The organism is Pseudoalteromonas sp. J2K-J031 (assembly GCF_058197095.2).
In genome coordinates this window covers 1846897-1860022 of sequence record NZ_CM200279.1, presented here as the reverse complement: position 1 = coordinate 1860022, position 13126 = coordinate 1846897, and the positions used below count along the sequence as shown (strand labels likewise).

Below are 13126 nucleotides of genomic sequence, written 5' to 3'. Positions count from 1 at the left end.
TTCCCAGTGTCTAAGATACTGAGAAACCCTCAAAATCCCTCGCAAGAGGGATTTTTTTTTAGTTCTGCTTGGCTATAACAACAAATCTTACTGTGTACTAGCCCCCCTTTATACCCTATCGCAACGTACGATGAAAAAATGCCACGGCACGCTGATACATATCAAGCGCTAATGCAGGGTCATAACGCTCGCCTTCATCACGCATAAAGGCATGTTCAGCATTAACTTCAAGCCAATTGTAGTTAATAGCGGACTGATTTAATGTTTGATATAGCTTAAACCGTCCTTCTTTTGGCACATGTGGATCTTGTTTACCCCAAATAAAATAAATTTCACCCGCTATTTCATTCAACCGATTAAATGTTTGTTCAACCGGTGTTCCTGGCAGCGTATCACTATGAATATCGGTCGCATAAAGACAAAATGCGGCACTGATCGCAGGGTTTAACGCGGCACGACACGCTAAATGACCACCAATGCACACCCCCATAACCCCGATTTTATCAGTACTTTTAGTACTTTTTTGGCAATACTCAACCAAAGCGTCAACATCACTATCATAGGCTGTTAATGGTTTTTGCCATTTATCTGCATTGCCCTTATTTTTACCAGCCTCATCATATTCAAGTACGGTACCTACTGGATTAAGCTCGTGAAATATTTCAGGCACTAAAACAGTAAAGCCATGCCCTGCGAGGATCTGAGCAGAGCGCATGATAGGCGCCGTTAACTGAAATATTTCAGAATAGAAAATAATAGTCGGTGCTGTTTTAAATCCCACTGGTGTAAATTGAACCGTGCGCATAGAGCCTGTTTTAGTCTCAATAGATAAAATTTCACTTCTTACTTGCATGAATACTCCAAAAATTAACCTAACAATTAGGTTTCATTTATTAATCAAACTTAAATTTCTTAACTTATTGATTACCCGTTTTTTGTAGACTAATTTTAAACGGTAACGCTCATTTATACTCAGGGGATCAACCAATTGGATAATCAACGACGTGATGTCTTAAAAAAGATAGCGCTGACAGCTGTTGCTACAACGGCAGCGTTTAAAGTTCCCTATGTTTTTGCCCGACAAAAAACTGTATTACGTATTTTAGGAACGCATGTCACACTTCAAGAGGCAATTCGCCAACAAGCAATGCAAGACCTCGGCATTGAACTCGTTTTTGAACCAAAAGGAAGTGCTCAAGTATTACAAAAAGCGTCTATGTCCCCTCAATCTTTTGATTTATATGAACAATGGTCAAATAGTATTAATATATTGTGGCATAGCGGTGCCATCCAACCAATTGAAAAAAATCGAATCCAACATTTTGGAGAGATAAACGCCCTGACTAAGACAGGAAGATTAACACCACAAAGCATGATTGGTGCAGGTGATGCGCCTTATACGTTATTACATGTTCAACCTGATAACTCTTTAAGTTCAGAACCTACAGAATACTTGTCTTTTTTACCCTACGTTCATAACGTAGATTCTTTTGGTTATAACACCAATAAAATCAAGCGCGGCATTGCGTATGAAACTGAAAGTTGGGGATGGCTCCTAGATCCTGCATACAGCGGTAAAGTCGGGATAATTAATGCGCCATCGATCGGATTATTCGATTTAGCTCTTGCTGTACAAGCTCGAGGTCTGATGCAATTTAATAATATTGGATCTATGACAAAAAATGAGCTAAACCAACTATTTAAAATTTTATTTGAGTTTAAACAACAAAATCATTTTAGTGGGTTCTGGACTTCTGTACCTGAGTCGGTAGAGTTTATGAAAACTGAGCGTGTACATATTGAAAGTATGTTCTCACCAGCTGTGTCGGCTCTTAATGGACAAAATATTCCTGTTACTTTTGCCGCCCCTAAAGAAGGCTATCGTGGCTGGCATGGGGTAATGTGTTTGTCATCTGCGACAACAGGCTCTGTTAAAGATGCAGCATACGACTATATGAATTGGTGGTTATCAGGATGGCCTGGTGCCTTTATTGCGCGACAAGGTTACTATATTTCAAACCCTGAACGGTCTAAACCATTCTTGTCAGAAAATGAGTGGGATTATTGGTATCAAGGTAAAGCCGCAACTTCAGTGCTAAAAGGAACTGACGGCCTTGTCTCTGTAGAAAAAGGTCATGTACGAACAGGAGGTAGTTATGAAAAAAGACTGGGCCATGTGGCAGTATGGAATACTGTTATGCCGACATACGAATATAGTTTACAAAAATGGTATGAATTTATTAGCACATAGGTATTTACGTGTTTAGTTCTATCAAAACCCAAATTTATTTTATGCTAGGCTTGTTAGCCTCGGCATTATTAGTACAAATTTATTTATCGTATACCAATCAAGATTCGTTTATTTCAGGCATTGATTTAACAGAGCAAGCAGTGACAAAAGTAGGTTTAGTTCGTGAAGTTGAACGAGGAGTACTGGATTTACAGCGTAATGTACTTATTTACAAAGATACAGCCAATGAATCAACTATCATCCGATTTAACACGATATTACAAGAAATAAAACAAGGTTTAGATACATTAGATACACTCTCTACAGATGATACTGACGCCCTTAAATATCGTGATTATATCTTAAGAATGAAGCAACACCTAAAAGACTACCATGATAACTTTTTAGCTGTAATCGATGGTAGAAGACAAAGGGAAACCTTATTCAACAAAAAACTCTTAACTGAAATGGATGAGTTAGAAAAAAAAGTTAATTTAAATACATCCCTTTCAACCCAGACCAAAAACCAACTACTGAGTCATTTGAATCAAAGTAAAAATATCGCCCTATTGTATTTACTCAGCCAAGACTACGAAAATATAACTCTATTTAATCAGCACATTAGCGACGCTGGATTACTCGTCAATGCACTCGATGCCCAATCAATACTTGAACAATTACAATTAATAAAAAACCACTTCGCTAAATTAAGCCAGGTCACTCGAGGTTATGTTTTTTTAACTAATGTAGTCATGACGGGTTCTGCAAATGAATTTTTATATCTAAGTCAGCAACTGAATAAGTTTGTTGCGTCACAATTATCAGAAACGAATGAAAAAGTAAAATCAACCTTAACCCATGCTAGGATCCGAAACAACATCATTGCTTTTATCGGTATTTTAGCTGCTCTGACCTGTGCACTGTACTTTTTCTATCGGATCATTACCCCTATAAAATCCCTCACTGACATATTTCGAATGCTCGCCGATGCTAAGGACATAAAACGCATCCCAAATCTCAAGCGAGAGGATGAAATCGGAGAGCTTGCAAGAGCAGCCCATGTTTTTCAAAAAAACAACAAAAATACAATTTCGCTATTAGAGCAAGCTAATCAGTTAAACCAAGATTTAGTCAAAGCAACCGAAAAAGCAGAACAAGCAACGGCCTTTAAAAGTATTTTTCTAGCTAATATGAGCCATGAAATAAGAACGCCCATTAACGGGATTTCTGGATTAATTGATTTATGCCTAGCAACCGAACTCACTCATAGACAACGTGATTTTTTAGAAAAAGCAGCCTACTCGACAAATTTACTGATGAGTTTAGTAAACGATATTTTAGATTTTTCTAAAATAGAAGCGGGTAAATTAACAATTGAATATATCCAATTTTCCTTAGAATCCATAATTGACAATCTTTTATCTAATATCGCGCCAAGAAGTTACGAAAAAAATCTGCATGTAGAGTGTGAGATAGATCCAAAACTGCCAAAGTTATTTATGGGTGATCCGCTAAGGATAAACCAAATATTATTTAACTTGTGCACTAATGCGGTTAAATTCACCTCTTTAGGGACAATCACGATTACCGTTACGTTTGAGACCATACCCAATAATGATAAACAAATTGCTGTCTTATTTCAGGTTCGTGACACCGGCGTTGGCCTTACAGAAGAACAAATTAGTAATATCTTTAATGCATTTACTCAAGCTGATGGTTCTACCAGTCGTAAATATGGCGGCACCGGCCTTGGTTTAAGTATTGTAAAACAACTTGTTAAACTCATGAACGGAGACATTTCGGTCACCTCTACACCGAACATTGGTAGCTGTTTTAGTGTGCAATTACTGCTTGATACCGTTGATCAAAATACGGTTTTATTCGACAGTTCAATCTTATCACCAAAAAGTATTTTATATGTCAGCTCAGACACTCCCTTATTAAGTGAACGTTATTGTGAGTATTTAGCTCCTTATTTAGTTAAAACAAATGATCTTAAGACAGTCGATTTTTTCAAATTAAACACCGTACGCTTTGTATTAATTGATATACAAGAAACCGATGAAAATGATGATATCGCCCTGCTTCTTCAGCAACTTAAACCACAAGGGTTCACAACATGCCTCTTGTGTGATAACAATCAGGTCTCAATGCTACAAACGCTGAAAAATGAATACCGATTTGCTTGTTTAACAACCCCTTTACTGCCTTCACAACTAAAAAAGATATTCACCGAAGACATGACAGCACTAGAAGGAAAACATAATAATCTACAAAAAAATACCAAAATATTTGATGCTGAAATAACGGTATTATTAGTAGATGACAATCACATCAATCTAATCGTTGCGAGCGAAATGCTTAAACAATTAGGCGTGACTGTAGTAATGGCTGAAAATGGTCAAATTGCAATTGATATAGTGCAAGAAAATAAAAATATTAGCCTTGTATTGATGGATATTCAAATGCCAATCAAAGACGGCTACAGCGCCACAAAAGAGTTACGCCAACTTGGTTATGATGAACTTTTAATTTGTGGCTTATCGGCCAATGCCATGCAAATTGACCATGATAAAGCGATAGAATGCGGCATGAACGATTATTTAACAAAGCCCATCGTCAAAGAAAAACTCGCAGCATTGTTAATCCGTTATTTTAGTGTAAAACGTAATACCCTCGAACATTAAATAAGCAAAAGATAACAAACATTATTTTTCGCTCTACCTTATTCATATTATTTTGTAAAACAGGTGTGACTTAACTCCGCATATCTGTTAAAAACTAATTAAAAATATGTTGTCGTAGGAATGAGGAATCCATATGTGTTCAATTTTTGGGGTATTAGACATCAAGTCAGACCCGAGCCAGTTACGTAGTCAAGCCATCGAGATGTCGAAATTATTAAGACACCGAGGACCGGATTGGTCAGGTGTTTATTCATCAGATAAAGCCATTTTAGTACATGAGCGTTTAGCTATTGTAGGTGTAACCAGTGGCGCACAGCCGCTGTATAACCCAGAGCGAACTCATATTTTGGCTGTAAATGGTGAAATTTATAATCATAAAGAGTTAGCTAAAAATCTTGCTGTTGATTTTGAGTTTCAAACCGAGTCAGATTGTGAAGTTATTTTAGCGCTCTATAAACAAAAAGGCCCTGAGTTTCTTGATGATTTAAATGGTATTTTTGCCTTTTGTTTATATGACGAAGAAAAAGATGCTTACTTAATTGGCCGCGATCACATCGGTATTGTACCCCTTTATACTGGTACCGACGAGCATGGAAACTTTTATGTTGCATCAGAATTAAAGGCACTCTCACCAATTTGCAATCACATAAAAGAGTTCCCACCAGGGCATTACCTTTGGAGCCAAGACGGTGAGTTACGCCCATATTATCAACGTGAATGGACTAGTTTTGATGCTGTCAAAGACAACTCAGCTAATGCGAGCGACGTTAAAGCAGCCTTAGAAGCAGCAGTTAAACGCCAATTAATGTGTGATGTGCCATATGGTGTTTTACTCTCTGGAGGATTAGACTCCTCAGTTATTTCAGCTATCACCCAACGTTTTGCCGCAAAACGTATTGAAGATAATGATAATTCAAATGCTTGGTGGCCTCAGCTTCACTCTTTTTCTGTCGGGTTAGCTGGCTCTCCAGATTTGGCTGCGGCACAAAAAGTAGCTGATATGATAGGCACCGTACATCACCCGATTATTTTCACGGTACAACAAGGCATTGATGCGTTAAAGGAAGTGATTTATCACCTTGAAACCTATGATGTTACTACCATTCGTGCGTCTACACCGATGTATTTAATGGCCCGTCAAATTAAAGCTATGGGAATAAAAATGGTGCTATCGGGTGAAGGTGCTGATGAACTGTTTGGTGGTTATTTGTATTTTCACAAAGCCCCAGATGAACAAGAGTTCCATGAAGAACTTAACCGCAAAGTTTCAAAACTTCATTTATTTGATTGCTTACGGGCAAATAAATCTATGGCGGCATGGGGGGTTGAAGCTCGAGTGCCATTCTTAGATAAAGAGTTTGTTGATGTTGCAATGCGCGTTAACCCTACCGCTAAGATGTGTGGAAAAAATGGTAAGATTGAGAAACACATTTTGCGAGAGGCGTTTGAAGGATATTTGCCGCATGAAGTATTATGGCGTCAAAAAGAGCAGTTCTCTGACGGCGTAGGCTATAGCTGGATTGACTCTTTAAAAGAATATGTTGCTGAGCAAGTTACAGATCAGATGCTTGCATCTGCTGCATTTAAATTCCCAATTAATACTCCTGATAGCAAAGAAGCTTATTTTTATCGGTGTATTTTTGCCGAGCACTTCCCTGGTGATGCGACTGCACAATGTGTCCCTTATGGTAAATCAGTTGCCTGTTCAACACCGCAAGCGCTGGCATGGGATGCCTCTTTTGCTAATAATGCCGATCCTTCAGGTCGTGCTGCTGGTGTTCATAACGATGCGTACAATAAAACTTCGCAGTAATGAGCTTTAGTTTTTAAGACTTAAAATGAGAAAAGCCAATTGAGAAATCAATTGGCTTTTTTGTATTCTTTTAGAGCAATCAATTTAGCGTTTATGCGCTTTTTTTACGCTGCAATTCTTTTTTATGTTGTTTTGCTTCTTTACGCTGTTTTAAAACTGCTTGCGCTTCATGGCCAATATGCCCTTCGCCACGGTCTTTAGCTAATTCAACTTGTTTTTGACGCTCAGCAAAACGCGCTTTTTGTTCATCAGATAATGCATCATGACAATGCAAACACGATACACCTTCCATGTAGCTCGGTAATTGTTTTTCATCTTCGGTGATTGGCATACGACACGCATGACATTGGTCATAACTTCCTTTTTGTAAATCATGATCAACCGCAACGCGGTTATCAAAAACAAAACACTCCCCCTCCCACATAGTTTGCTCTTTAGGCACTTCTTCGAGGTATTTTAAGATGCCACCTTCAAGATGATATACTTCTTCAAAGCCTTGCTCTTTCATATAAGCAGTTGATTTTTCGCAGCGGATCCCACCTGTACAAAACATGGCCACTTTTTTATGTTTTTGTGGGTCAAGATTTTCTTTTGCCCATGCTGGGAATTCACGAAATGTTTTAGTTTTAGGATCAACCGCGTTTTGAAACGTACCTATCTCAATTTCATAATCGTTTCGAGTATCAATTAAAATAACTTCTGGATCTGAGATTAATGCATTCCAATCCTCAGGTTTGACATAACTTCCAACCACTTTAAGTGGATCGATGCCTTCAACACCCATAGTCACGATTTCTTTTTTTAGTTTCACCTTGGTACGATAAAACGGGCACGTTTCATCAAATGACTCTTTAGTGACAATATTTTTTAAATTATCTTGTTTATCCAACCAAGACAAAACGGCATCTATACCAGCGCGTAAACCTGAAATGGTGCCATTTATACCTTCAGAAGCAAGTAATAACGTGCCTCGTACTTCATTACTTTCCATTACATCGTGTAACGGTTGACGTAATTGTTCAAAATTAGGTAAAGCGGTGAATTTGTAAAGGGCGCATACAACAAATTGTGATGACATAATAACCTACTTACTGTGCATTTTTTGGAGTTAACCGAAACCGAATCGTAAATCCGGCGCATTAAGGGCGCATATTTTACCTAAGTCAGGCTAAAACGCAAAAAATTCTAATTAAGCTGTGAGCTGCTATGATGTTAATGTACAATATCGCGCTTTTTGTTTGATTTATTTTGGAGTTCTATTTTGTTATTTGAAGAGTTTGGCATTGATAAACGATTGTTAACGCAATTAGCACATCAAGGAATTACTTCCCCCACCGATGTACAGCAGCAGGCAATACCTGTTGCACTTTCAGGCCAAGATTTATTTGTTCAATCAAAAACAGGTTCAGGTAAAACGCTTGCATTTTTAGTCCCTGCTCTTCAACGAATAATTAAACAAAAACCATTAAGTAAACGTGACCCCCGTGTTGTGATAATTACACCAACACGCGAACTTGCTAACCAAGTATTTGCACAATTGCGTTTATTGGTCGCTGGTTCAAACATTGTTGCCACAAAAATTTTAGGCGGTGATAATTTTAATGACCAAATTAAAGCACTAAAAAAAGATCCTCATATCATTGTCGCCACGCCTGGCCGCTTGGCTGACCACATAAAACAAAAATCATGTTTTTTAGCCGGGCTGGAGCTGCTGATCATTGATGAAGCAGATCGCATTATGGACCTTGGTTTTAAAGCTGAAATTGATTTAATTAATGACGAAGCAAATCATCGATTACGCCAAACATTATTGTTTTCGGCCACGCTCGAGCACAGTCAAATTGATGCGTTAAGCCGTAACTTATTAAAGTCACCAAAAAAAGTAACACTGAGCCAATCAAATGAAGAGCATACTGATATTACTCAGAACATGTTTTTTGCCGATAACTTAGGCCATAAAGAAGCGCTCCTTAGCCACTTTTTATCCAAGCCAAATATTGGCCAATGTATTGTATTTACAGCAACTCGAGAAGATACCTATCGTTTAAGTGATTTGATAACAACAAAAGGTTTGAGTTCACAACCACTTGCTGGTGATATGCCACAAAGTAAACGTTTATCTATTATGGACAGCTTCAGCCGTGGCCAGTCTCAAGTGCTTATCACAACAGATATTGCATCTCGTGGTTTAGACTTATTGAATGTCACTCATGTAATTAACTTTGACTTACCAAAGCAAGCTGAAGAGTATGTGCACCGGATTGGTCGGACAGGTCGAGCTGGTTTTAAAGGTCATGCTATTTCATTCGTTGGCCCAAAAGACTGGGAAAGCTTTGTTTCAATCAAAGCATTTTTACAGCACGAGATTACTTTTTTGACTGTAGATGGATTAGCTGCAAAGTTTAAAGGAATTAAAGCGGTAACAGTAACTGAAAAGCGCATTACTAAAAAAGCATCAGTGGCAAAAAACCAACCTATAGCTAAACGCACTGTTAAAAAAGAGCCAAAAAAACCTGTTTTACAACCTTTTGATATAGATGGCCATGCACCATTACGTCGTAAACCAAAATCGGAGAATATTTAATGCCATCGTTAGGAAAATTTAATACTCTTGTTATTACAGAAATAGCACCTGAAGGTGCTTACCTTGATGGACTTGAGTTAGGCGAAGTATTTTTACCCGCTACAGACATACCTGCAGATTCCATAGTTAACTCATCAATCTCTGTGTTTGTGTATTTGGACTCTAAAGGTGTAGCAACAGCGACGACAAAACAACCTCATGCACAGTTAGGTGATTTTTGTTTATTACGTGTAAAAGAAGTAAACGCCACAGGTGCATTCGTAGATATTGGCATTGATAAAGATTTACTTGTGCCATTTAACGAGCAGGGGCAAAGATTAGAACAAGGCCGTTCGTATTTAATTCATTTTTATCTTGATAAAGCCAGTGGAAGAATGTGCGGCTCAACAAAGTTAAACAAGTTTTTAGATAAAACGCCTGCCAATTATCAGCTCTTAGAAGAAGTTGATTTAATCATCGCAGGTAAAACGGATTTAGGCTATAAAACGGTAGTTAATCAAAGTCATTGGGGAATTATTTACCATGACCAAGTTTTCCGCCCATTATTTCCAGGTCAAAAATTTAAAGGTTTTATACGCAAAATACGCGATGACAATAAATTAGATATCACTCTTGAAAAACCAGGCATGGAGAAAATTGATTCTTTATCGCAAAAAATCTTAGATGAGTTAAAAAAACATAATGGTTTTTTAGCATTGGGTGATAAGTCAGACCCTGAAAAAATCAAAAAGTTATTTGCAACCAGCAAAGGCAACTACAAAAAAGCCATTGGTGGTTTGTATAAGCAAGGTTTGATTGAAATTGAAGCAACACATATTTCTTTAAAATAAACTTTCAAAAATATAAAAGGAGTTTATTAACTCCTTTTATATTTCCTCACAAGAAACTCATCTCTGTGTTATAAAAAATTACTGCTAATGTTTGCCAAATCAATAGGTAAAATACAGCGTTGGTAACGTCTAGCATAATCCATAAATTCATTTTTACTTGAAAATTCTATTGGGGCTAATCTAAATACTTTATTAAGGCACTCTTGATTGAAAGTTTGGTGATAAGAAAGGCATTCTTCCTTTGTAGATCCGTGGTTAATAAGCTCTTCTTTAACTTCTTCACAACTTAATTGAAATCTTGATGACAACACAGCCTTAAGCTCTAAGGTATTTACGCTTTGAGTGTCTAGCTTCTCAACTAGAAAATTATATTCCTCTTTTACTTGCGCTACTTTCATTTCTTGTTGATAAAGATAGGCTGCGAATGAAAAGACTACGATTGCTAAAACATACTTCATATTATGGCACTTCATAATTATTGTTTTTATATTAATAATTATTGTGCCATATTTAACAACTAAATTTAACTAAAAATTAAGTGATTAGAGAGATAAGTTTATCTCATTAAGTGCGCTAACAGGATCAAGCGACTGGGTAATAGGCCTACCAACAACTAAATAGTCACTTCCACTTTCGATAGCCATTTGGGGTGTCATTATTCTCTTTTGATCACCAATATCACTGCCTGCGGGTCTTATTCCTGGTGTAACTAGCTTAAAATCAGCACCAAACTTTTGCTTTAATAAGTTAGCTTCTTGAGCTGAGCAAACAACTCCATCTAATCCCGAATTAAAAGCAAGTTCAGCCAAATAAATTACTTGCTCTTCTGGCGTCTTAGTTACACCTAAACGAGATAACTCAGCAGCATCCATACTAGTTAAAACAGTCACAGCAATTAACAAAGGCGCTTTTTCTCCGAAAGGTATTAAGGCCTCCTTAGCTTTAGCCATCATTTCAGGTCCACCGCTTGCATGAACATTGACCATCCAAACGCCCATTTTGGCAGCTGCAGCGACAGCTTTTGCAACTGTATTTGGAATATCATGGAATTTTAAATCTAGAAATACGTCAAAGCCCTTAGCTATTAATTTTTTTACAAATTCAGGACCAAAATATGTGAACATCTCTTTGCCCACTTTTAATCGGCAATTTTGAGGTGATAATTGATTGACAAAATTTAACGCTGCCTCTTCATTATCAAAATCAAGTGCTATTAATATTTTTGGATCATTTAAGTGTGACATAACTTACCTATTAAAAACCGTCTAAACCGCGTGATGGAACGATAGATTCCCAGTGTTTGCATGACGGGCAAGACCAATAAAGAGTGTGACTTGTAAAACCACAGTGTTTACATTGAAATTCAGATTTTGTTGCTATATAAGATTCTACCAATTGATTTAGTTTGAGAATTAAGTCATTCATTTCTGAGTTTTTAGATGCAACTAATTCTAATAAATAACTGAACCCACGAATATTAGGGTGCTTTTGTAACGATTGAGATAAAAATAGAATTGCTTCTTCCGTCTGATCTGACTCAATCAGAAATTTACAATACCTAATCTTAATCATCACCCCACCACGGTGTACTTCAGAAATAATTAACTTTTCAAAGTCAGACAATAAATTTAACTCTAAATAGCATTGCTCAAGTTCATTTATAAATATGGGGGCATAAAAAGGAGATTGGATTAAAAGGTCACGCCAATAAGAAATAGCTTTAACATAATCATTGCGACTGTAAGCATTTTTTCCAAGTTCAAAGAGCGGCCTAACAACTAATTGATCCAAATTAAGACTTTTTTTAATTATTTTTGAATTTTGTTTTTCTATTGCCAGCTCACAGTAAAAATTTGCAACAGCAATTTTTTGTTGAGACTTTATAAATAATTTAGGATAAGACTCAAATAAATTAATGCCTTTTTGCCAATCGCTTGTTTGCTGATAAATACCAAATAATAATTCTATTGCTCGGCAATTTCCGCTATCAACTAATAATAAAAGCTGGTGTTCTGCACTATCAAATAAACCTGCCATAATATAATCTTCAGCAAGCTCTATCACTATATTTTCTAAAGTCGCTGAGTCTAAGGAAGGCTGCTTAAGCAATAATTCATGGATCTTAATCGCGCGATCAAGCTCTCCTCTTCGACGGAACATAGTCGCAAGTGTTAAATAATGCTCTACTGAGTCAGCTGAAACTTCAAGGAGATTTATTAAATGTTCTAGACCTTGATCTTCTTCTCGATCAAGGAGAAATTTTAAACCTTTACTATATTGCGAGGTAATTTGACGATTTATTATATGAGCTTGGGATTTGGCACTATTTTTCCCCATAATCCAACCGTAACCAGCTGCGATAGGCAATAACAGAAATAGAAGTTCTATCATGCTTTAAGTATCTTTTTGAGAAGCTAGTTTTGTTTGTCTCTTAAGACGATAATTATGCCATTTTAATGAAGTAAAAACTTTAAACCCTATAATACAACCTGCAATCAAACCAATAGTAAATGTCAGACTTATAACCATAGCTTGAGGCATAGTTATACTTGCAATTACATAGTTTAAGGTAACTATTTGAGGGTTTTGCGACCCAATCAAAAACGCTAAAACTATTATAAGCAATATAAATATTTGCTTAATGATTTTAAACAACATAAAACTCCGTATTTAGTTGTTCAAACTTTCGTTAACTCGGTCTCTTAATTCTTTACCAGGTTTGAAATGAGGAACATATTTACCTAACAATTCAACTGTATCACCTGTTTTTGGATTACGCCCTACACGAGGTGCACGAAAATGAAGTGAAAAACTACCAAAACCACGAATTTCGATTCTTTGAGATTCAGACAATGAATCCGCCATTTGCTCTAGAATCTCTTTAACTGAATTTTCAACATCTTTTGCAGAAAGTTGAGGATGTTGTTCAGCTAATTGCTCTATAAGTTCTGACTTTGTCATATAAATTCCTTAACGTGATAA

12 protein-coding genes are annotated in these 13126 nt (G+C 36.8%); 5 read left to right on the top strand and 7 right to left on the bottom strand.

Annotation, left to right across the window (positions count from 1 at the left end; genetic code table 11):
* Positions 1–115: 115 nt before the first annotated feature.
* Positions 116–853: a dienelactone hydrolase family protein gene (locus AC3KZC_RS08430; RefSeq protein ID WP_490577347.1), complete on the bottom strand. Its 738-nt coding sequence runs from the start codon at positions 851–853 to the stop codon at positions 116–118.
* 135 nt (positions 854–988) lie between these two features.
* On the opposite strand from AC3KZC_RS08430, the gene AC3KZC_RS08425 reads away from it, so the two are divergent.
* The 3 genes from AC3KZC_RS08425 to asnB all read left to right on the top strand — a co-directional run bounded on the left by AC3KZC_RS08425 (position 989) and on the right by asnB (position 6730).
* Complete coding sequence (locus AC3KZC_RS08425) at positions 989–2251, top strand: ABC transporter substrate-binding protein (RefSeq protein WP_490577346.1); 1263 nt, start codon at positions 989–991, stop codon at positions 2249–2251.
* 8 nt (positions 2252–2259) lie between these two features.
* Positions 2260–4917: an ATP-binding protein gene (locus AC3KZC_RS08420; RefSeq protein WP_490577345.1), complete on the top strand. Its 2658-nt coding sequence runs from the start codon at positions 2260–2262 to the stop codon at positions 4915–4917.
* Positions 4918–5050: 133 nt separating this feature from the next.
* Positions 5051–6730: an asparagine synthase B gene (gene asnB / locus AC3KZC_RS08415; protein ID WP_490577344.1), complete on the top strand. Its 1680-nt coding sequence runs from the start codon at positions 5051–5053 to the stop codon at positions 6728–6730.
* A 91-nt stretch (positions 6731–6821) separates the two neighbouring features.
* On the opposite strand, the gene trhO is transcribed toward asnB, so the two are convergent.
* On the bottom strand, positions 6822–7808 hold the full coding sequence (trhO, locus tag AC3KZC_RS08410) for an oxygen-dependent tRNA uridine(34) hydroxylase TrhO (protein ID WP_490577343.1): 987 nt from the start codon (positions 7806–7808) through the stop codon (positions 6822–6824).
* Between the two features lie 183 nt (positions 7809–7991).
* Between trhO and AC3KZC_RS08405 the strand changes: the two genes are divergently transcribed.
* A complete protein-coding gene (locus AC3KZC_RS08405; RefSeq protein ID WP_490577500.1) occupies positions 7992–9314 on the top strand; it encodes a DEAD/DEAH box helicase in 1323 nt (440 codons plus the stop codon).
* Positions 9314–10144, top strand: a complete 831-nt coding sequence (locus AC3KZC_RS08400) for a CvfB family protein (protein WP_490577342.1) — start codon at positions 9314–9316, stop codon at positions 10142–10144. Before AC3KZC_RS08405 ends, AC3KZC_RS08400 begins: the two co-directional genes overlap by 1 nt.
* Before the next feature lie 68 nt (positions 10145–10212).
* Here AC3KZC_RS08400 and AC3KZC_RS08395 read toward each other — a convergent pair whose 3' ends face one another.
* From AC3KZC_RS08395 to ihfB, 5 genes are all read right to left on the bottom strand, one after another.
* The gene (locus AC3KZC_RS08395; RefSeq protein ID WP_490577341.1) at positions 10213–10602 is read right to left on the bottom strand and encodes a hypothetical protein; all 390 of its coding nucleotides are present in this window, start codon (positions 10600–10602) and stop codon (positions 10213–10215) included.
* Positions 10603–10686: 84 nt separating this feature from the next.
* Complete coding sequence (gene pyrF, locus AC3KZC_RS08390; RefSeq protein ID WP_490577340.1) at positions 10687–11388, bottom strand: orotidine-5'-phosphate decarboxylase; 702 nt, start codon at positions 11386–11388, stop codon at positions 10687–10689.
* 10 nt (positions 11389–11398) lie between these two features.
* The gene (gene lapB, locus AC3KZC_RS08385) at positions 11399–12535 is read right to left on the bottom strand and encodes a lipopolysaccharide assembly protein LapB (RefSeq protein WP_490577339.1); all 1137 of its coding nucleotides are present in this window, start codon (positions 12533–12535) and stop codon (positions 11399–11401) included.
* A 3-nt stretch (positions 12536–12538) separates the two neighbouring features.
* A complete protein-coding gene (locus AC3KZC_RS08380; RefSeq protein WP_490577338.1) occupies positions 12539–12802 on the bottom strand; it encodes a lipopolysaccharide assembly protein LapA domain-containing protein in 264 nt (87 codons plus the stop codon).
* Between the two features lie 12 nt (positions 12803–12814).
* Positions 12815–13105: an integration host factor subunit beta gene (ihfB, locus tag AC3KZC_RS08375; RefSeq protein WP_009839936.1), complete on the bottom strand. Its 291-nt coding sequence runs from the start codon at positions 13103–13105 to the stop codon at positions 12815–12817.
* Between the last annotated feature and the right edge of the window lie 21 nt (positions 13106–13126).